At 53.7% G+C, this 19,702-nt stretch carries 17 protein-coding genes; 7 read left to right on the top strand and 10 right to left on the bottom strand.

All coding sequences use genetic code 11. The features are described 5' to 3' along the window. Positions 1-21 precede the first annotated feature (21 nt). Positions 22-3,150, bottom strand: coding sequence for a glycine cleavage system aminomethyltransferase GcvT (gene gcvT / locus Q0721_RS01525; protein ID WP_299024591.1), 3,129 nt, complete (start codon positions 3,148-3,150; stop codon positions 22-24). A gap of 130 nt (positions 3,151-3,280) precedes the next feature. After that, positions 3,281-4,132 carry an alpha/beta hydrolase gene (locus Q0721_RS01520; RefSeq protein WP_299024589.1) on the bottom strand — a complete coding sequence of 284 codons (852 nt, stop codon included), beginning with the start codon at positions 4,130-4,132 and terminating at the stop codon, positions 3,281-3,283. A 255-nt stretch (positions 4,133-4,387) separates the two neighbouring features. On the opposite strand from Q0721_RS01520, the gene Q0721_RS01515 reads away from it, so the two are divergent. The 3 genes from Q0721_RS01515 to Q0721_RS01505 are packed head-to-tail and all read left to right on the top strand — an operon-like array spanning position 4,388 to position 6,067. Beyond that, positions 4,388-4,954: a sigma-70 family RNA polymerase sigma factor gene (locus tag Q0721_RS01515; protein WP_299024587.1), complete on the top strand. Its 567-nt coding sequence runs from the start codon at positions 4,388-4,390 to the stop codon at positions 4,952-4,954. 5 nt (positions 4,955-4,959) lie between these two features. Next, on the top strand, positions 4,960-5,814 hold the full coding sequence (locus Q0721_RS01510) for a DegV family protein (protein WP_299024585.1): 855 nt from the start codon (positions 4,960-4,962) through the stop codon (positions 5,812-5,814). Positions 5,815-5,818: 4 nt separating this feature from the next. Then, a complete protein-coding gene (locus Q0721_RS01505) occupies positions 5,819-6,067 on the top strand; it encodes a hypothetical protein (protein WP_299024583.1) in 249 nt (82 codons plus the stop codon). Positions 6,068-6,083: 16 nt separating this feature from the next. Here the strand turns inward: Q0721_RS01505 and Q0721_RS01500 are convergent, their stop codons facing one another. Further along, positions 6,084-6,371, bottom strand: a complete 288-nt coding sequence (locus Q0721_RS01500) for a glutaredoxin domain-containing protein (protein ID WP_299024581.1) — start codon at positions 6,369-6,371, stop codon at positions 6,084-6,086. Continuing rightward, positions 6,361-6,723 (bottom strand): hypothetical protein, encoded by a 363-nt coding sequence (locus Q0721_RS01495; RefSeq protein WP_299024579.1) that lies wholly within the window; start codon positions 6,721-6,723, stop codon positions 6,361-6,363. The genes Q0721_RS01500 and Q0721_RS01495 overlap by 11 nt, the downstream gene beginning before the upstream one ends. Positions 6,724-6,820: 97 nt before the next feature. Here Q0721_RS01495 and Q0721_RS01490 point away from each other — a divergent pair, with 97 nt between their 5' ends. From Q0721_RS01490 to Q0721_RS01480, 3 genes are read left to right on the top strand one after another with little or no spacing between them, the layout of a single operon-like run. Then, positions 6,821-7,285, top strand: a complete 465-nt coding sequence (locus Q0721_RS01490; protein ID WP_299024576.1) for a MarR family transcriptional regulator — start codon at positions 6,821-6,823, stop codon at positions 7,283-7,285. Positions 7,286-7,291: 6 nt separating this feature from the next. After that, the gene (locus Q0721_RS01485) at positions 7,292-9,274 is read left to right on the top strand and encodes an ABC transporter ATP-binding protein (RefSeq protein WP_299024574.1); all 1,983 of its coding nucleotides are present in this window, start codon (positions 7,292-7,294) and stop codon (positions 9,272-9,274) included. Positions 9,275-9,302: 28 nt separating this feature from the next. Further along, positions 9,303-11,363 (top strand): ABC transporter ATP-binding protein, encoded by a 2,061-nt coding sequence (locus tag Q0721_RS01480; RefSeq protein WP_299024572.1) that lies wholly within the window; start codon positions 9,303-9,305, stop codon positions 11,361-11,363. A gap of 67 nt (positions 11,364-11,430) precedes the next feature. Here the strand turns inward: Q0721_RS01480 and Q0721_RS01475 are convergent, their stop codons facing one another. The 4 genes from Q0721_RS01475 to Q0721_RS01460 form a co-directional block, all read right to left on the bottom strand. Then, positions 11,431-11,775 (bottom strand): DUF4870 domain-containing protein, encoded by a 345-nt coding sequence (locus tag Q0721_RS01475; protein ID WP_299024570.1) that lies wholly within the window; start codon positions 11,773-11,775, stop codon positions 11,431-11,433. A gap of 101 nt (positions 11,776-11,876) precedes the next feature. Then, on the bottom strand, positions 11,877-14,042 hold the full coding sequence (fdhF, locus tag Q0721_RS01470) for a formate dehydrogenase subunit alpha (protein WP_299024568.1): 2,166 nt from the start codon (positions 14,040-14,042) through the stop codon (positions 11,877-11,879). 14 nt (positions 14,043-14,056) lie between these two features. Beyond that, complete coding sequence (locus Q0721_RS01465; protein WP_299024566.1) at positions 14,057-14,776, bottom strand: 2Fe-2S iron-sulfur cluster-binding protein; 720 nt, start codon at positions 14,774-14,776, stop codon at positions 14,057-14,059. 24 nt (positions 14,777-14,800) lie between these two features. Further along, complete coding sequence (locus Q0721_RS01460; protein ID WP_299024563.1) at positions 14,801-16,531, bottom strand: NAD(P)H-dependent oxidoreductase subunit E; 1,731 nt, start codon at positions 16,529-16,531, stop codon at positions 14,801-14,803. An 87-nt stretch (positions 16,532-16,618) separates the two neighbouring features. Between Q0721_RS01460 and Q0721_RS01455 the strand changes: the two genes are divergently transcribed. Next, positions 16,619-17,224, top strand: a complete 606-nt coding sequence (locus Q0721_RS01455) for a molybdenum cofactor guanylyltransferase (protein WP_299024561.1) — start codon at positions 16,619-16,621, stop codon at positions 17,222-17,224. Here Q0721_RS01455 and fdhD read toward each other — a convergent pair. Both fdhD and Q0721_RS01445 read right to left on the bottom strand, forming a co-directional pair. Next, positions 17,212-18,033: a formate dehydrogenase accessory sulfurtransferase FdhD gene (fdhD, locus tag Q0721_RS01450; RefSeq protein WP_299024559.1), complete on the bottom strand. Its 822-nt coding sequence runs from the start codon at positions 18,031-18,033 to the stop codon at positions 17,212-17,214. The genes Q0721_RS01455 and fdhD overlap by 13 nt on opposite strands. A 139-nt stretch (positions 18,034-18,172) precedes the next feature. Beyond that, complete coding sequence (locus Q0721_RS01445) at positions 18,173-19,702, bottom strand: YifB family Mg chelatase-like AAA ATPase (RefSeq protein WP_299024557.1); 1,530 nt, start codon at positions 19,700-19,702, stop codon at positions 18,173-18,175.

Here is a 19,702-nt window from a genome sequence, read left to right as displayed (position 1 = left end):
CCGCACACCTGGTGCTCTTGCCTACCTTGGAAAGCGGCTAAGGACCACTGCCGGCGTGGGTAGTATCAACCGATCGCCGGTTTTGAGCTCGGCTGGGGCTTTACCTAGGTTCTGTGGTTTGCCTTGGAAGATGTAAATTGGTGTGCCTTCCTCCGCGTACTTAAGTTCAACCCATGCTTGGCCGGTCAGAAAGCCCTCGGAATCAATCGCACAACTGGTTACATAGCCGATGGTGCGCCCTTTCCGGTCTAGAACCGGATCACCTAGATGGGCCATTCGTACGCCCTTCTCGGTGAAGCGGAAGCGAATGACCACTGTCTGGCGCTGCTTTTCGCGGGCAATGAAGGCGTCTCGCCCAATGAACCATGGCTTATAAGTCTTAACAAAAGCGGCAAAGCCTGCCTCGCCAACCCCTAGGTTGAAGGGGCCAGCCAATTCATGACCATAAAGCGGTAACCCCGCCTCGGTGCGCAGGGAATCCCGGGCACCTAAACCACACGGTTTCAGTCCCATCGGCTCCCCGACTTTGAGCAGAGCATTCCATAAGCCCACCGCTTTATCCGGGTGGACAAAGAGCTCGAATGCCATTTTCTCACCGGTGTAGCCTGTGCGCGAGATGACCAAGTCAAAACCACCAATGACGGCTTCACAGAGTTCAGTGCGTTTGAGAGCGACAATGCGCTTGCGGGTTTCGGCATCGCAACCCAGAGCCAGTAGGATATCGCGCGACTTGGGTCCTTGGAGGGCGATGTCCACGCGCATGTCGGGCCCTTCTTTGGGATCTCGTAAGTTGCGCAACACCACCTGGCTACCAAACGCACGGGCCCAAGGGCGCTGGTTATCCACCCGCACCTTGCCGTCGCGCACTGCATTAAGCCAGGCCCAGTCTTTATCGTCGTTGGCAGCATTGACCACGATCAGGTATTTGTCATGAGCGCGCCGGTACACGATGGTATCGTCAATGACATTTGCATCGGGATCAAGGAAATGAGTATAGCACGACTCACCAACAGCCAGAGCGCTGATGTCGTTGCCGCAGACGCTATCCAGAAAGACCCCTGCATCCGGTCCTTCGGCTTGGTAGACACCCATATGAGCCACATCGAATAATCCAGCTGCCTGACGCGTGGCCAGGTGTTCCTCAGTGACCGAGGTGTACCACACAGGCATTTCCCATCCGGCAAAGGGGATCATCTTGGCGCCCAGTTGGCGGTGGGTCTCAAAAAGTGGGGTTCGGCGCAATTGCTCGGGCTCGCGCTCCTCCCAAGTGAAAGTGGGCAGGGGTTCAGGGCCGGCTGCATCTTCTATGCCAATATAGTAGGGCTTGCTCTGGCTAACGGCCGCGCCTGCGACCCAAGCGATGGATTGAGCCTCGCTTTCGTTGACAATGATTGGCCCGGGCAAGCGCCGCAGTGGATCGGGGTCAAAGGCAACATAACCATCCGAAAGATCGCGCAGCCAGGTAGCAGCCAAGGCGGCTTTGTCTGCCGGGACGGAGAGGCGGAAGTGCCAGGGGGTGATACAAGTGAGGCTCCCTTCAACGTTTCCTTGAGGGGTACGCAATTGTGTTGCCTGGCTTTCGCCCGGTTTCAAGGCCTCCACATCGCTGGTAAAGACGAAATTGACAAAAGTGCGCACGCGTTCCCCCTGTAAGTCATAGGCTACCCACCCATTTTGGGCCTTGGGTTTGTCATCCAGGAAGAAGAAGTGCGGATAGCCGTGTTGGGTAGGTTCGTAGTCAATCCCGGCTTTCTCGGCCAGTGCACGCGCGCGCAATTTGGCGTCTTCCAGAACCTCGAATTTGACCTTGGCGCGTTGGGCAGGCCCCTTGCGGGTTTCAACGCTATAGGGAGTGGTGGCAAAAAGTACGTCGGCCATGATGTCAGCGATCTGATGCATTTCGGCTTCTTTTAGCCCGCGCTGGGTCACCCATGGCGTGCCGTAACGGATCCCGGAGGCATTGAGGGCAGCTTTGTCGCCCGGGATGGTGTTGCGGTTGAGGACGATCCCAGCAATATCCAAGATGCGGGCTGCCATATCCCCAGAGAGGGGCGTGCCATCTGGCCCAATAATGGTCTTACAATCTACATTCCCGAGATGGGTATTGCTTCCTCCGTAAGCGATGCGCAAACCGCGCTCAGCGAGGCGCTCGGTCAAGGCTGCACAGTTTTTGACGATTTGGGCCTGTAGTTGTCGGAAGGTCTCGGTACGGGCCAATTTGAACGCCACTGCCATGCCAGCGATAGCATGCAGGTGAGGACCACCCTGTTCACCTGGGAAAACAGCGCGGTCCAATTTCTTGGCCAGGTTGGCGTCGGTGGTCAAAATGCAGGCACCCCGCGGGCCCATTAGGCTCTTGTGCGTGGTGAAGGTGATCACATGGGCATGTCCCAGCGGGGAGGGAAGCACTCCTGCGGCAACCATCCCGGCAATGTGGGCGATGTCGGCCAGTAGCACCGCTCCCACTCGGTCGGCGATGGCGCGAAAACGTGCCCAATCGGGTACCCATGGATAGGATGAATACCCGGCAATGATGATTTTGGGCTTATGCTCTAATGCCAAGGCCTCAACTTCGTCATAATCAATTTGTTCGGTCTTGGGGTTAACCCCGTAAGCAATCACGTTAAACCATTTTCCTGACCGATTGACCGGTGAGCCGTGGGAGAGGTGACCACCGTGAAGCAAGTTCATGGCCAGAATGGTATCGCCTGGGTTGAGCAGTGCAGTATAAACGGCATTGTTCGCTGGGGCACCTGAAAGCGGTTGAACATTGGCAAAGATCTGGTCGGGGGAGACACCGTTGGTGGCAAAAAGCTCGACCAGTCGGCGGCGCGCTAGCGCTTCCAAGATATCTGCATATTCTACACCTTTATAATAGCGTGGGTCGGAGTAACGCCGATAATACGTCAGACGGGCAGAGTAATCGAGGATCTCTGCCTCACTCATCCAACGGGTTTCTTCGTCTGGATAGCCTTCGGCGTATAAATTCTGAAAAATGGAGCCCAGGGCTTCACGAACGGCAAAAGGGGCGGTACTTTCACTTGGAATCAGAATCAGTTTGCGATATTGACGTTCGGCCTCTAGTTGAATCAATTCATGGAGGTCTGGGTCTATCTCTGCCAGTGAACCCCGAACTAGAAAATCGCTCATAGTTGGCTCCTTGGGACGAAAATGGAGAAAAATCAGGCTGTCAAAGGATTAGCCCAAACCAATTGTAGCCCTCGTGGTATTGAGGGTCAAGTGTCATCTTTCCCTAGCCAAGTTGTGTCAGTTGTAATGATTAAGATGGGGTTTGTTGTTGGTCTTCAACAATAGCACGTATCCAGTCTAGCATATAAGCAATGACTGCATCTTTTTCGGGTTCGTTATGCAGTTCGTGATAAAACCCTTCCCAGGCCTTATAAACCACGGGACCATGCAGGCGACTGGCAAATTGAGAGGTGGCAACGGGGTCTACTAGGCGGTCTGCAGTGCCTTGCATAAGCAACAGTGGATATGGAAACTCGCCCTCCCATTCCAGTAGCCACTGTCCGGCCTCGAGTAGGCCTAACCCCAGACTTAGCGAGATATGGGGATGTACTAATGGATCGTCAACATAGGTCTGGATGACCTGTGGATCGCGGGATAGGCCGTTGAGATCCAAACCATTGTTGATAAGAAGGGCGGGGAACAGTCCTCGCAGCAACTTTCCCAGCCAGAGAGGAATGGGGGAAGGTTTAGCGGCACGCAATCCGGGGCTACAGGCAATGACTCCCCGCAGAGGAGGAGTGCGCTGCAGGGCATAATAAAGCACTAGGTTGCCACCCATGCTATGCCCAAACAGGATTTGAGGTATTCCGGGAAAACGTTGCTGAAGATCTTGACGCAACCAATCGAAAATATCTAAGAATTCATCATATGTTCGAATATGTCCCCGTTTTCCTTCGGAGCGCCCGTGTCCGGGTAGATCGGGAGCCAAAACGAGCCAACCATGTCGGTTGAAGGCTTGTGCCACGTGGTGGTAGCGTCCGCTATGCTCACCCAGACCGTGGACGAGAAGTATCAGTGCATGAGGTGGGGATTCTGGTGCCCATTCGCGGGCGAAGAGGCGGTAACCTTGTGGAATGGTGAGAACATGCTCTCGGATTGGCATTGGGTTTTCACCTTTAGGTTTAGATTTCTATCCTATGTTGTAGCCCAATTTCGTTGGAATGACAAGTTTGTTGGGTCGTGGGTTGACCAATTGTGTACCTCTGCTCTTTCTAAAGGGAGTAGTGCACGTCAGAAGAATTTGAGCGGAGATGTGGGTTCGCAATGGTAAAATAGTTTTCGGGATGACTAAGAAACCCAATGGTTCGGTTGGGGTTAAAAATATTGAGTTACCCTCCTCGGAGTGGGGGAGGCGGTATTGAGCGGGCTATATGACGCTGACGAGAAGGACGTGATCCTGCGCGCCGCTCAAGGGGACTCGGAGGCTTTTAGTGTGCTTTACGAGCGGTATGTGCGCCGAATTTACAGCTATATTTATTACCGCACCGGTAATGTTCATGATGCTGAGGATCTGACTGAGCGGGTTTTTCATCGTGCCTTGCACCACATTCGCAACTTTCGTTATCAGGGCTTGCCGTTTTCGGCCTGGTTATATCGAATTGCTCATAATTTGGTGGCTAACTGGCACCGCGATAACCAGCGACGTAAAGAGGTTCCTATTGAAGGCCACCTGCACTTGATGATGCGGGCTGAGCACCCGGAGATGCATCTGGAACGCGATCAAGAGATTGAGCGTCTGATCCGGGCAATTCAGAAGCTCCCTCCTGAACGCCAGAATTTGATTGTGCTGAAATTTGTAGAGCAACTTTCCAATGAAGAGATCGCCAAAATTATGGGGCGTAGTGAGGGCGCGATTAAGAGCCTGTACCATCGTACCTTGATCAGTTTGCGAAATGAGCTGGGTCTGAACCTAGAAGAGGAGTAAGTGAAATGGCTTTGAAAATTGTTACCGATGGATCGGCAGATATTCCGCAGGCGTGGGAAGAGGAATACCAGATTCATATCATCCCATTAAGCGTGCGTTTCGGTGAGGAGTCGTTCTTACAACGCGATCTGACGTTCAAGGATTTTTATGAAATGGTGCGCCAGAAGCGTCTTCTGCCGAAAACCTCGTTGCCTTCACCTCAGCAGATTGTAGAATTTTATCGCCGTGTTGCCAGTCGGGGCGATTCGATCCTCTCCATTCATCTTTCTAGCAAATTGTCTGGCACTTTTGCCGCAGTTCAAATGGCGGCTCGAGAACTGGCTGGCGAGCTAAACATTTATCCCTTCGACTCCGGGGCGGGGTCGGCGGCGCTAGCCTTTATGTGCCGCGAGGCGCGCCTGCTTTCCTGGCGTGGGTGGGATGTTGAACGCATCCTGCAACGTTTGGCGCAAATTCGAGATCAATTAATGGTGATCTTCACTCTGGAGAATTTGGAGTTTGCGCAAATGAGCGGGCGTATCAATGCTCTGCAAGGTGCCCTTTCGTCCTTGCTAAAGGTCAATCCCATCATCAAGTTACGCGAGGGGTTGCTTTACGCAGCAGATAAAGTGCGTGGCCGCCAGCGAGCCCTAGAGCGGATTGTGGACGAACTTAAACAACAGATGCAAGGACACAAAATCAACCTGGCAGTAGTCCATGCGGCGGCGCCGGAAGTGGCTCAGGAGTTAGTAGCAAAGATCAAGACGCTCTTGAGCTGCCAGGAGATCGTTATCACCGATCTTTCCATACCCGTGGCGGCGCACTTGGGCCCGGGCACTATCGGTATTGTGGCCTATCCTGTTATGGAGGAGGAGGGATAGCGCGTTGGTCGCCAAACAAATGAACAATGAGATCCTGCAGCGCATTGAAGAGCAACTGCGCTCCAAATTGCACCCGGTAGATCCCGACCCCCAGTTTGTGGTGCGCCTGCAGCGACGACTAACGACCACGCCGCGAATCACGTTAGATCGATCGATTGGATTGATGGGGGCGCTACTAAGCATTGGGGCGGGTGTCTTCTTGGGCGCGTTATTGCTCTGGTTCCTGCATCGCCCCGCCCGGTCGGCCGAGTGAGAGGCAAGCGTTCGCATCAGGGTTGTGGGGGAAGTTTGAAGCGTTTCAGGTGGGCTGCTAAGGTTTCCAAATCGGGCTCCACTAGAACGCTTCCGTCTGGGAATACGAGGGTCGGAACGCTACGAAATCCTTCATTGATTATTTCGACTACGCGGCGTGCCTCTAAGTCCCGATCAATGTCAATCCAGTGATAAGGGATGCCTTCCTGATCAAGCAGAGCACGTGCTTGGCGCGAGCCATAGCACCAGGTTGTTCCGTAGAGCGTGATGATGGTAGGTGGATTCTCAATCCGCTTAATTTTCATCGGTGGACTCCGTTGTGTGTAAACGTTCAAGTTCGGTGATCAGCCAACGGGCTTCGGCCACCAGATCTACGTCTACTGGGAGGCGGAATTCCGGCGTGACCCGCATCAAGAAGTGATCGGCGGCTTGGCGAAGGGCTTCGGGCAACGTTTCACTCTCACGCAAACGTTCAAACAGGCGAATGACCGACGAGGACTCGGTTTGCTCATCCTTATCCCAAAATGCTTGTAGTGCTAGGCCCACAGCTCTACGAGCGCATACCCGTGCTTGGCCCTCATTTCCAGCCTGGCGTGCTCTTTCGGCCTGGGCCAGTTCTTGCTCAATGGCGGCTCGGAGGGAGGGGGTAAAAATCATGCCCAAATTTTAACCTAAATGCTTATTATGTGGGGTTGACAAAACCTTTGCCTAGCGATATTGTTAAGTCATCTAAATAAATAAGAGTGCTAAAGCAATGGATGAGCGCGAAGAATTAGTTCTGCGTTTACGTGAGTGGATGGACGTATTTATGGTGCACAGCATGCATGAACTGTTCCGCTATGTTCGCAGTACGGGACTCTCTATGCCGCAGTTTAACGTCCTGATGGCACTTTACTACAGGGAGAATTGTGCTGTTTCGGATTTGAGCGAGCGTATGGAAATCACGTTGGCGGCGGCGAGCCAGTTGGTGGATCGGCTGGTTCAAAGTGGGCTCCTGGAGCGCATCGAGGATCCACACGACCGGCGCTCTAAGCGTTTGAGCCTTACCCCTAAAGGTCGAGCCATGGTCGAAACAGGGATCAGCCTCCGTTTTCGCTGGATGGATGATCTTGTGAAGCACCTGGAGATCGAAGAGATCCGACAAATCAATCAAGCCATTGTGCGGTTGTCGCAAGTGGCTCGTGCCATTGAAATGCCTGAAGCCCATTTTAGAAGGTGATCGCTTATGCTCCATACGGATGTTCGTCATAATCGTGTTGCTATGCGTTCCTCATTGAACGGTTCGCCTACCCGCGGGGTCATGCAACGAGCCTTTCGTTATCTAAGTCGTTATCGTGGACAGGCTCTCTTACCCTACATCTTTTTGGTAATCGCCACGCTGGCTCAGTTGGCGGTGCCCCGGATGGTGCGGAATATGATTGATGCAGTCACGCGCGGGGCGGTGGCCGATCAAGTGCTGAAAGCCCTGGATAAAATTCCCTCCGCTTTTATGAACCAGGCGCTACCGCGCATCCTGGAACTGTTGAACTATCCCACTGCTTGGGATTTGCAACAGTTGCGTGAACGTCTGAGCCAGGATGTGAGTAATGCACCAGGTGCTCTCATGAGCGCGGCTATTTCGATTGTTATCTTTGCTGCCGTGCGAGGGTTATTTGCCTTTTTGCAATCTTATTGGGCAGAGCGCAATTCGCAGGCAGTTGCCTTTGACCTCCGCAACGATCTCTATGCCAAGATCCAACGCTTGTCTTTCTCTTATCATGACCGCCAACAAACAGGCCAGTTAATGGTACGTGCCACAGATGATGTGGAAAAATTGCGGTTATTCCTGGGGCAGGGTTTGCTACAACTGGTGGGTGCTATCATCTTGATCAGCGGGACACTTATCTTGCTTTTCACCACAAACCCGGAATTAGCCCTGACCACTCTATGGATTCTCCCGGTTGCGCTGGTACTCTTTGTGATTTTTAGTCGTATCAGCCGTCCCATGTTTACCCGCGTACAGCAGCGCTTATCCGAACTGAATACCATTTTGCAAGAGAATCTTGCTGGCATTAAAGTCATTAAGGCTTTTGTGCGTGAGCGTGAGGAGCAGACCAAATTCCGTGCAGCCGCTGATCGGTTGATGAACCAGCAGATTGCCATAGCGCGGCTGTTCACCTTCCTGTTTCCCTTTGCGTTTTTGATTGCCAATCTGGGACAAGCCACCATATTATATGCCGGAGGTCAGCGCATCATCCAAGGGGTGCTTACGCTGGGGGAGTGGCAGGAATTCAGCCTGTACTTGGTTTTTCTGTTCCTTCCTATTGCGCAATTTGGTTTTATCATCAATCAGTTTAGCCAGGCCTCTGCTTCGGCGGTACGCATCTTTGAGATTCTGGATGCCCAGTCAGATGTGGTTGAAAAACCGGACGCCATTTCACTTCCACCCATCAAGGGGCATGTGAAGTTTGAAAATGTGTCGTTCCGTTACTTCGGTGGTGGCGAACCGGTGTTGAAAAACGTATCTTTTGAAGTACAGCCAGGTCAGACTGTGGCACTACTAGGTGCAACGGGTTCGGGCAAAACTACCATTATCAATTTGATCCCGCGCTTTTATGACCCGACAGAGGGGCGGGTACTGATTGATGGTTATGACATTCGAGACGTCACGCTCCAGTCACTGCGTTCACAGATTGGCATTGTTCTTCAAGAAACCACCCTCTTTTCGGGCACTATTCGCGAGAACATTGCGTTTGGTAAGCCAGATGCTACTATAGATGAAATTATTGCGGCGGCTAAAGCCGCTGCGGCTCATGAGTTTATTATGACGTTTCCGCAGGGTTATGACACCCCGGTAGGTGAGCGAGGGACGACCCTTTCTGGTGGTCAAAAACAGCGGATTGCATTGGCCCGCGCGCTGTTGCTCAACCCGCGTATTCTCATCTTGGATGAGGCAACCTCGAATGTGGATGTCGCAACGGAAGCGCAAATTCAGGCTGCACTACAGCACTTGATGAAGGGGCGCACGTCGTTTGTAATTGCTCAACGTATTAGTACGGTGATGAACGCCGATTTGATTCTGGTGCTGGATAAGGGTCAAATTGTGGCGCAAGGGCGGCATGAGGAATTGCTGGAGGAAAGCGAGATTTATGCCGAGATATATTCCTCGCAGTTACAAGGGGATGAGCCCCAATTGATTCCGGATGCTGTGATTTTACCGGGTGATTGAACTTTAGATTTCAGGAGAGCATACGACTATGTTTCATGGTGGTCCACGCAATGCATTGAATCGCGAAACCTCTAAACCTCAAAATATTGGCCGAACCCTGGGGCGGCTGGCCAGGTACTTTGGGGTTTACTGGTTTGCATTGTTGGGGGCTGGGGTGATGGTGATCATTTCAACCTGGACGCAGGTTACTACCCCCGAGTTAACCGGCCAACTGGTGGATTGCTACCTGGCTCCAGTAGCGTCCGGATCGTTTGGTTCATCCTTTCCAGGGCTTTCGGGTATGGGTGGGGCAGCTCAGTCGAATTGTTGGCTCAGCGTGACCCACGAACCAAGTGGCTTTACCCAAACATTTATACGTAAGATATTCCAGATAGGTGGGTTTCCCCTTCCCCCGGCAGATCCCTCACAGTTGAGTGCGGGGGATCGTTTGGCAGGGTTGGGACGTTTTGTGGTTATCATTGTGGGGCTTTTTGTGTTGGGGGCGCTGCTAACGGGGTTGACGTTCTTTGCGGTCTCCTGGGTGGGGCAGCATGTCTTACGTTCCTTGCGCGTTAGCGTCTTTGAACATCTGCACCGCTTGCCACTTTCCTTCTACACCCAGAATGAAGCCGGCGACCTGATGAGCCGGATTACCAACGACACCGAGGCGCTACAGCAGGCTCTTTCGTTCGCGTTGGTCAACGTGGCCAGTGGGGTGCTATTGTTGGGATGGATCATCTACAACATGTTTACAAAGAACGTGACCTTTGCCCTGATGAGTGTCTCAGTAGCCCCTCTCATGTTAATGGTTACGTTGTGGTTTTCCTCGCAAGCGCGCAAGGCTTTTCGGCGCGCTCGTCAAGAACTAGGCTCTATTAATGCAGAATTACAAGAAACTATCGCCGCTGTGCGTGAGGTGCAGGCCTTCAATCGAGTGGAAGCCAACATTGAACAATTTCGCCAGATTAACGCTGCCAATCGGGATGCTAATGTACGGGCTGTGTCGTTCACAGCGGCGCTTTCGCCCACTCTAGAAGCGCTGGGTTATTTGGCGTTGGCCATTGTCACGGTTGTGGGAGGAACCGCACTGTTGGGCGGCGCCAGGCTAGGGGGCGAGGCTGTCTCACTGGGATTGGTGATCACCTTTTTAGGCTATGTACAGCGTTTCAACCAACCGATTCAACAAATTGCCATTCTCTGGACAAACATTCAGAATGGGATTGCGGGTGCCGAGCGCATCTTTAACTTGTTGGACGTCGAACCAGCCATTCAGGACGCTCCAGATGCAATTGAAATGCCCCCGATTCGGGGTGAGGTGGAGTTCCGGAATGTCTCAGCGGAATATATCAAGGGTCAGCCGGTGCTTAAGAACGTCTCATTTGTGGCAAAACCTGGTCAGACCATCGCAATTGTTGGGCCAACTGGCGCGGGGAAAACCACGCTGGTCCATCTAATTCCGCGCTTTTATGATGTGACCGAGGGAGCGGTGTTGATAGATGGTATTGATGTGCGGAAGGTGAGGGCCGAGTCATTGCGGCGGCAAATTGGTATGGTGCTTCAGGACACGTTTCTCTTCAGCACCACAGTTATGGAAAACATCCGCATTGGGAATCCAAATGCTAGTGACGAGGAGGTCATTGAGGCGGCCAGGCTGGCGCATGCGGATACCTTTATTGAACGTTTGCCCGAGAAGTATCAGACTGTACTGGGCGAGCGAGGGGCCGGTTTGAGTCAGGGGCAGCGCCAATTATTGGCGATTGCGCGGGCGATCCTAGCCGATCCGCGTATTTTGATCCTGGATGAAGCAACCTCGAGTGTTGACACACGTACTGAGCGATTGATCCAGAGCGCGTTGGAGCGCTTGCTGGAGGGGCGAACCGCATTTGTCATCGCCCATCGTCTGAGCACGATCCGTAACGCGGATCTGGTGCTGGTCGTTCACGAAGGTGAAATTATTGAGCGAGGGCGGCACGAGGAATTACTGGCCCAGCAAGGTTTCTACTATCGCCTCTATATGAGCCAATTCCGACGGGATCTTGCCAAGACCATGGTCAGAAGCATCCAAGAGCCAACCCAACACACCCCCCTTCCGGTTCCCAAGGGGAGCTAACTGGCTCGTCTAAGTGATGATAAGGCCTCTACCGCGCAGATTGGGCAGAGGCCTTATATTTAGCGTTCTAGGCCCAGCCCTGGCTCTTGACAAAATTTGTGATCACCGGGATTTCAAAAATCTCACCCCGGTTCGCCTTGATGCCATAATAGATGACCAGGACAATGGTGACAATGGGGCCAATACACCAACCGACCACAGGAATAAAGCCCATTAAGATATTGAAAACGATTAGGGCGACTCCCAGGATCAGGGCTTGCATGGTGTGGGCTTTTAGGAAAGGACGATTTTTCTTGTCCTCAAGTAAAAGGATGATGATAGGGACAAGAGGGGTCAAGAGGTAGGCTAACAGGCCCCACAGACGGTCATCGCTGGTGATTTCTTCAGGGGGGATCGAAGTTTGAGCGCTCATCGCGGCCTCCAGAAATAGGATTGAGAGCATTGCCTCTCTAAAATTTATTGTACAACAGATTCTAAGTTGGCAGTCCTTCTCTTGTTTGGAGGTTTGCCCCCTCAATACCTCCCCCTTAGCTGGGGTTCGGCGCGGGGCCCGAGTTCCTCAGGGCGGGCTTTCGTCACGCGTACTACTGCGGCTTTGTATTCGGGGATTTTCGCTTGTGGGTCAAGGATATCGTGGGTAAGCAAATTAGCCGCTGCCTCGTGAAAATGGAAGGGAATAAAGACGACACCAGGGTTGGTTTTGGATGTCACATGAGCGCGCAGGACAATCGAGCCGCGCCGCGAGGTTACCCGCACGGGGTCGCCATTTTGGATGCCCAGGCGGGCGGCATCACCAGGGTGAATATCCACTAGGGGCTCAGGAAAAAGATCATCCAGCCAAGAGTGGCGGGTGAGCGTGCCACCATGCCAATGTTCTAATACGCGCCCAGTGCTCAGGACAAAAGGATAGTCGTCGTCGGGCATCTCGGCATTTGGGGTGTAATCCAGTGGATGGAATTTTCCCCGTCCGCGGGGGAAGGTTTCGGCGAAGAGAAAAGGCGTGCCCGAGTGCTGGGCATCCCATACCGGGGTTTGTAACCCACCTTCGCGTTCTAGACGCTCATAGGTTACGCCGGCGTATTCAGGAACATAACGCCCCATTTCCTCTAGTATTTCGGAGGGGTGTTGGTAATCCCAATAGGCCGTGGTAGGACGGCCTAGCCGTTTTTCAATCCGCTTGGCCAGGTCACAAATGATCTCCCAATCCGGACGGGACTGACCCCGCGGAGGAATGACCTGACGCACGCGCTGCACGCGGCGGTCCGTGTTGGTAAATGTTCCTTCTTTCTCTGCCCAGGAGGTGGCAGGAAGAAAGACATCAGCAAAGGCGCCGGATTCGTTGATGAAAAGGTCTTGTGCGACCAGGAATTCCAGTTCTTGCATTTTTTGGCGAGTGTGGTTTAAGTTGGGTTCTGACATCATTGGATTTTCACCCATGATGTAGAGCGTCCGTACACCCCCGGGGCCGACGCTACTGAGGATCTCAGTAGTGGTTAAGCCCAGTTGCCGGCTCAAACCGCCGGGTTCAACATTCCAGGCCTGTTCCCAACGGCGGGCGTTCTCCTCCACGTCTACGCGCTGATAGCCGGGGTAATGCCAAGGCATGGCGCCCGCGTCTGAGGCCCCCTGTACGTTATTTTGCCCACGGAGGGGATTGAGACCCGTGCCGCGCCGCCCAATGTGTCCAGTAAGCAACGCCAGGTTAATCAGGCTGAGCGCATTGGCTACGCCATGGCTGGATTCGGGGATGCCCAGCGCCCAGTAAATGGCTGCATTTTTGGCCGTAGCATAGAGCCGGGCCGCTTCAATGATCAGGTTGCGATCTACTCCGGACACACTTTCGGCATACTCGGGGGTGAATTTTTCCATCGAAGCCGCAAATGCCTCGAAGTTCTCTGTACGTTCAGCAATAAACTGGCGGTTGTACAGTCCTTCTTTGAGAATGACGTGGGCCATGGCAGAAAAGACGGGCACATCCGTTCCGGGCTTAATCGGTAAGTAGAGGGTGGCGTAGTCCACCATTTCGATGCGCCGCGGATCCACTACGATCAACTTAGCGCCATGTTTGCGCACGGCAGCCTTCATCTGCAAAGCAATAATAGGGTGATTCTCGGTGGGGTTGCTCCCAGTTAAGATGAAGACATCGTTTTCAATCACCTCGGCAGCGGTATTACTCATGGCTGCCGAACCAATGGCCATTTGCAAGGCCACCACACTGGCGGCGTGGCACAGACGGGTACAGTGATCCACATTGTTGGTGCGGAAGAGTGCGCGGTACATCTTTTGTAAGAGGTAATTATCCTCATTGGTGGCCTTGGCACAACAATAAACCGCCATGGCGTGGGAGCCTTCTCTTTGGTAAATCTCGACCAATCGGTCAGCAACGTAATCGAGGGCTTCATCCCATGAGACTTCGCGCCATTCGGAGAGATCGAAAGCCTGCGTACGTTCACCAGGACGCTGGTTTTTTTTGCGCATCAGGGGAACGGTCACGCGCTGGGGATGGTAAATGAAATCATGTCCGAAACGGCCCTTGACACACAAATTGCCATGGTTGACCACCGAATCAAAGGACGAGGTGGCCTTATAGATGAAACCGTCTCGGACATGGAGTTCAAGGTTACAACCCACACCACAAAAGGGGCATACAGTAGGGACAACGCGCTCCGGGATTAACATGACCTGCACTCCTTTCATGCCGCTAAGTTGGCACGGCGTTTCTTGCCCCGCCGTTCACTGCGGGTTAATTCCATGATTGCCTCAGGGGTATATCCTTGCTCTAGTAGCCACTCGCGCTTGGGTTTCAAGGCACCTGTTGGGCACACGCCCACACACTGACCACAAAACACACAGGTTGTCTCAGGCATTGGGCGATGGAAAAAGGTGCTGATTTGGGTCTCATAACCCCGCCCGCTGAAGTTGATGGCGTAGGTATATTGGGCATCTTCAGCGCACACCTGGACACAACGCCAACATAAAATGCATTTTGCGTAATCGCGAATGTACATGGGGTTGTCGTCTATCGGGGAGAGGGTACGGCGCTCTGCCTCAGGAAAGCGCTGAGGATCAGCACCGTAGACTTGGGCCATGGTTTGAATTTCCGGCGCCTCCGAGAGGTCCACGCTAGCGTAGAGCATTTCGAGAATGGTGCGTCGGGAGCGCTGGACGCGCTCGCTGTGGGTGTAGACTGTCATGCCATCCTGCACGGTGGCCACACACGCTGGCACCAGCGTGCGCGCACCGCTGACCTCAACAACACAGATGCGACATAGGGCATTTGCCGTGCAATGGTCATGATAACAAATCGTGGGGATCTCAATCCCTGCTAGTTGAGCCGCTTTGAGGATTGTGATACCAGGCTCCGCTTGAACGGCAATTCCATCAATGGTCAAGGAAACGAGGGGTTGGTTCATGGAGGCTCTCTCACAAAAGCAGAATCAGGAAAAGGTTGTGGCTTGGAAAAGGTGAGGCCAATGGCTTAGAGCGCTCAGGATGGCCGACGCTGCAGTTTGCCCCAACCCACATAGGGAAGCGTCGGTCATGGTCCAGCCAATATCTTGCAAGCGCTCAATATCTCCCGGGCGGGTTTGTCCGTTGAGGATGCGGCTCATGATTTCATACTGGCGTTGAGTGCCCATCTGGCATGGATAGCATTTTCCGCACGATTCTTCAGCAAAAAAACGGGCTAGTCGAAACAGCACATCGCGCAAGTCGCGTTGGGAATCGAACACGGTAATCACCCCCGAGCCCAGGGTCAAACCCGCCGCCCGCAAGCCCTCAAAGCTAAGCGGGGTATCCAAATGGTCGGGTGTGGCGAAAGTGCCCGCCGCACCGCCTATCAAAGCCGCCTGGAAGGGGGCCTCGCTGCGCATCCCACCTCCCAAATCGAAGATGAGATGCCGGAGGGGGGTGCCAAAAGGGACCTCGTACAGTCCAGGGCGGCGCACATCGCCAGAAAGGCAAAAGAGTTTTGGCCCTGGCGATTTTTCGGTGCCCATTTTCCGATATTCATTTGCCCCCAACTGAAGAATCAAGGGAACATTGGCCAGTGTTTCTACATTGTTTATGACGGTTGGCTTCCCAAACAACCCATGAGTTGTGGGGAATGGGGGCTTAATGCGCGGAAAACCGCGCTTGCCCTCTATGGATTCAAAAAGCGCTGTTTCCTCGCCACATACATAGGCCCCGGCACCGCGGCGGATTTCAATGTCAAATGAGAAATCGCTACCTAAGATGCACGAGCCAAGCAAGTTGGCAGTGCGCGCTTCTTCAACTGCATGACGGATAGTCTGATACGCATTGAGGTATTCGCCGCGAATGTAAAAATAACCCTTGGCGGCCCCAATGGCGTAAGCAGCAATGATCATCCCTTCCAGGACTTGGTGAGGATCGTCTTCCATCAGAACACGATCTTTGAAGGTGCCGGGTTCGGCCTCATCGGCATTACAAACGACATATTTAGGGGTTCCTTCCGCTCGGGCAGCACTTTCCCATTTTAGGCCGGTTGGGAAAGCGGCCCCACCTCGCCCAACTAATCCAGAAGCCTTTACTTCCTCGATGACCCTTTCGGGAGGGATGGTAAGGACTTTCCTCAAGGCAGTGTAACCCCCTTGGGCCAGATAGGCCTCTAGAGAGGTTGTGTGACCCTTCCCGCATCGGGCAGTCAACAAACGTAGGTCGCCGTCCACATAAGTTTGCGGACGGCGACCTGTATGGGCAACCAGTTCCTGCCAGGTAATCTCAGGGGCTGCAGTGGCCGGGAGATTTTGGACCAACAGCGCTGGTGCATGATCACAGAGACCCAGACAGGGGGATTGTTCCACGGTAACGCTAATAGGCTCGCCGGTTTCTAAGGCATATTCCGTGCGGCGGCTGAGCTGCTTGAAGACGGTATCTGCCCCTGCCAATGCGCAAGCCGGATCATTACAAACGTGTATGATAACCTTGCCCACCGGTTGCGTGTGGAACATGGCGTAAAACTCAATGACCCCGAACACATCCGCTGCTGGGATTTGCAAAGTCTGGGCAATCTCTAGGGCAACTGGCTCGGGGATGTAACCATAAAAGTCCTGGGCGGCATGTAGGGCGGGCAGGAGTGCTGTTCGCCCTTGAGAGGCGATTTCTGAGAGGAACGATCGAATAAGGCTGAGGTCGAGAGAAGATTCCATTTTACTCACCGTGGGAAAAGGGGCGTAAAATTGGGAGAGCATCAACCGCAAAATCTTACCAATTTGCCTATAATTATACACAATCTTATGCTGAGTCTGTTTGTGCAAGCCGGAGGAAAATCACAGCGCATGGGCTTCAATAAGGCCTTGGCGCCTTTCTTGGGCGAGCCTCTGATCCGGCGGGTCATTCGGCGGGTTGAAGGGCTGGCTGGTGAAGTAGTGATTGTGGCGAATGATCCCCAACCCTATTTAGAATGGGGCTATTTAGTGATTCCGGATCGCATCCCCGGAATGGGGGCGTTGGGTGGACTCTACACGGCTCTGAGCCATGCCCAATACCCCTATGTGAGCGTTGTGGCTTGTGATATGCCATTTGTCAACGCTGCTGTGCTTGAGGAAGCCCAGAGGTGTTTGATTCGGGAAGAATTGGATGCAGTTATTCCTCAATCAACCAAGGGATTGGAGCCATTTCATGCGGTCTATCGCCGTGAGACCTGCCTGTCGGCTGTAGAGCGCGCACTGTTGCAGGGAGAGCGGCGCATGATCGCCTGGCTGCCTGAGGTACAATGGCGGCCTCTGCAATGGGAAGAGATTCGCCACTTGGATCCGCAAGGACGGGCTTTCTTGAATGTTAATACCCCTGACGAACTGGCGTGGGCTGAACGCCTGGCACGAGAGGCTTATTTAGAATGAGAAAGGATGGGGGCAGTCACCAAGCGTGTAGCCTGCCAGCCAGTGATCCTTTCGGGGTGGGTATACACGTTGAATTGGGAACGCCGCGCATACCCGATCAGGGTGATCCCATACTGTTCGGCCAGGCGAACCGAGAGCGCGGTAGGGGAGGTTCGGGAGACAAGAGCGTGTGCCCCTATGCGGGCGGCTTTCTGCAGCATTTCGGATGAAATGCGCCCGGTTGTGAAAAGGATGCGGTAGGCAGGAAAGATGCCGCGCAAGAGCATTTCACCGGCAATTTTATCCAGCGTGTTGTGCCGACCAATGTCTTCAACCTGGATCAATAGACGCTCACCATCCCCCAGCGCGCTGCTATGTACCCCCCGAGCAGCCTGATACAGATCCTGTGCCTGATACAGCAGACTCAGTCCTTGGAGTATCTGGCGGGCTTCGATGGCAATGGGGAAAGCGTCCTCTTGAATCGTTTTAGGAGGATTGGTTTCCTGACTGGTAACCCCACCGGTGCAACCAGAGGTCTTGCGCCAGTGGCTGGGCTTCTGTACAGATTTGTTTAGCCAGATGTCAATATTGCAGCCATTTTCGCACACACGGACGATTGCAACCTCATCCGCTGATTCCACAATGCCTTCGTTGAATAAGAAGCCAATTGCTAGCGCTTCAAGATGAGTTGGCGTACACATCAGGGTAACCCAGCGCTCCCCGTTGACGCTCAGGTCCACTGGTGTCTCAGCAATGATCTCCCCCTGTTGGTACGTCCATTGGTTGTTCTCAAAGTGCCAGTAAGTAAAGGAATGGGTAGTTGATTCCATAGGAGCGAACCCGTATCTGACAACGCTAAACGAGATTATGGCTTAATTTTACCTTATCTGGTTGAAATTTATGCAAGGGAACCCGCAGAGAACGCTCTACGGCCCTGCGGTAAGGTACTGGAAACCAACAGGATAAAGGCTAGGTCAATAACAACCCTTTTGGCCGATATTGTAGAGCCTCGGCAAGGTGATGGGGTTGGATCTGATCGGATCCTGCGAGATCGGCAATAGTGCGCGCCACCTTAAGAGTACGATGAAAGGCACGCGCCGAGAGTTGATAGCGGGCCATGGCGGTGCGTAAAAGAGCATTGGCAGTTTCGTCTAACCCACAGTGTTCGCGTACTTCTGCCGGGCGCATTTCAGCATTGCAGGTGATCCCGTTGTTGGCGCTAAAGCGGTGACGCTGACGTTCACGGGCTACTTCAACCCGCTGGCGCACAGTAGCGGATGGTTCACCAAGATGACGGTCGGCGATTTTCTCATAATCTACGCGCGGCACCTCAATATAGAGGTCAATCCGGTCCAATAGGGGGCCGGAAACGCGCTTTTGGTACTTGGTTACTGTGCCTGGTGAGCAGGTGCACGCCTTTTGCGGATCCCCATAATTACCGCAGGGGCAAGGATTCATGGCGGCAATCAATTGGAAGTTGGCAGGGAAGGTTAGTGACCCGTTAGCGCGGCTAATGGTGACGATCTTATCTTCCAGGGGTTGGCGCAAGACCTCCAGCACCCGTGGGCTAAATTCGGGAAGTTCGTCCAGGAAGAGCACACCGCGGTGCGCCAGTGAAATTTCACCTGGATGAGGCCAGTGTCCTCCACCAACCAGCCCAGCATGCGAGATAGTATGGTGGGGCGCGCGAAAGGGGCGGGTGCGAATCAACGGGCTGCCCTCGGGAAGCTGGTCGGCTACCGAGTAAATACGGGTGATATCCAGCGCTTCATCCAAAGTCAGCGTTGGCAAAATGGCAGGCATGGCCCGTGCTAAGAGGGTTTTTCCTGCTCCAGGCGGCCCGATCATCAAGACATTATGCCCACCAGCAGCGGCTATTTCCAGAGCCCGTTTGGCGTGTTCTTGTCCTTTGATCTCTTGAAAATCGGTTTGAACAAGAGCAGGCGGGTCGTTGCCCAATTGAACGGGTGGGTGAGGTTGAAGAGACTGGCGGCCGAGTAAATGTCCAACCAGATCGTTTAGCGTAGTGACCGGATACACCTGCAATTCCGGTAACAAGGCGGCCTCTGCAGCGTCTGCCTGTGGGGCAAAAATCCGCTGAAAGCCCTGCTGACGGGCAGTAGCAGCCATCGGTAAGACGCCACGAACGTGGCGAACATTGCCATCCAAAGAAAGCTCTCCTACCACCAGCGCCCCATCCAACGCCTCGAGGGGAATTTGCTCGCTAGCCATGAGCACCCCTAGCGCAATTGGCAAGTCGTAAGCAGGGCCTTCTTTGCGCACCGAGGCTGGAGCAAGGTTGACGGTCACCCGTCTTCTGGGGTAGGTCAAGCCAGTATTCTTAATCGCAGCCTGGACACGTTCACGACTCTCCTGGACGGCGGTATCAGGCAGCCCTACAATGACCATTCCAGGTAGGCCAGGAGAGGCATCAACCTCTACCTCGACAATAACCCCGTCCAGGCCAATGACAGCGCACGAGAAGACGCGGGCAAGCAT

Origin of the sequence: uncultured Thermanaerothrix sp. (assembly GCF_938028735.1) — a bacterium.
In the GTDB taxonomy this organism is placed as follows: Bacteria; Chloroflexota; Anaerolineae; order Anaerolineales; family Anaerolineaceae; genus Thermanaerothrix.
The sequence above is the reverse complement of the archived record's forward strand: the minus strand, read 5'-3'. Positions and strand labels throughout refer to the sequence as shown.

Bases quoted from the DNA above. Each gene is read 5' to 3' on its own strand.
- Q0721_RS01490 (WP_299024576.1), top strand. From the start codon at position 6,821: ATGGATGAGCGCGAAGAATTAGTTCTGCGTTTACGTGAGTGGATGGAC.
- Q0721_RS01480 (WP_299024572.1), top strand. From the start codon at position 9,303: ATGTTTCATGGTGGTCCACGCAATGCATTGAATCGCGAAACCTCTAAA.
- Q0721_RS01465 (WP_299024566.1), bottom strand. From the start codon at position 14,776: ATGAACCAACCCCTCGTTTCCTTGACCATTGATGGAATTGCCGTTCAA.
- Q0721_RS01455 (WP_299024561.1), top strand. From the start codon at position 16,619: ATGCTGAGTCTGTTTGTGCAAGCCGGAGGAAAATCACAGCGCATGGGC.
- Q0721_RS01445 (WP_299024557.1), bottom strand. From the start codon at position 19,702: ATGCTTGCCCGCGTCTTCTCGTGCGCTGTCATTGGCCTGGACGGGGTT.
- fdhF (WP_299024568.1), bottom strand. From the start codon at position 14,042: ATGTTAATCCCGGAGCGCGTTGTCCCTACTGTATGCCCCTTTTGTGGT.
- Q0721_RS01495 (WP_299024579.1), bottom strand. From the start codon at position 6,723: ATGATTTTTACCCCCTCCCTCCGAGCCGCCATTGAGCAAGAACTGGCC.
- Q0721_RS01460 (WP_299024563.1), bottom strand. From the start codon at position 16,531: ATGGAATCTTCTCTCGACCTCAGCCTTATTCGATCGTTCCTCTCAGAA.
- Q0721_RS01500 (WP_299024581.1), bottom strand. From the start codon at position 6,371: ATGAAAATTAAGCGGATTGAGAATCCACCTACCATCATCACGCTCTAC.
- Q0721_RS01475 (WP_299024570.1), bottom strand. From the start codon at position 11,775: ATGAGCGCTCAAACTTCGATCCCCCCTGAAGAAATCACCAGCGATGAC.
- Q0721_RS01485 (WP_299024574.1), top strand. From the start codon at position 7,292: ATGCTCCATACGGATGTTCGTCATAATCGTGTTGCTATGCGTTCCTCA.
- fdhD (WP_299024559.1), bottom strand. From the start codon at position 18,033: ATGGAATCAACTACCCATTCCTTTACTTACTGGCACTTTGAGAACAAC.
- Q0721_RS01520 (WP_299024589.1), bottom strand. From the start codon at position 4,132: ATGCCAATCCGAGAGCATGTTCTCACCATTCCACAAGGTTACCGCCTC.
- Q0721_RS01510 (WP_299024585.1), top strand. From the start codon at position 4,960: ATGGCTTTGAAAATTGTTACCGATGGATCGGCAGATATTCCGCAGGCG.
- gcvT (WP_299024591.1), bottom strand. From the start codon at position 3,150: ATGAGCGATTTTCTAGTTCGGGGTTCACTGGCAGAGATAGACCCAGAC.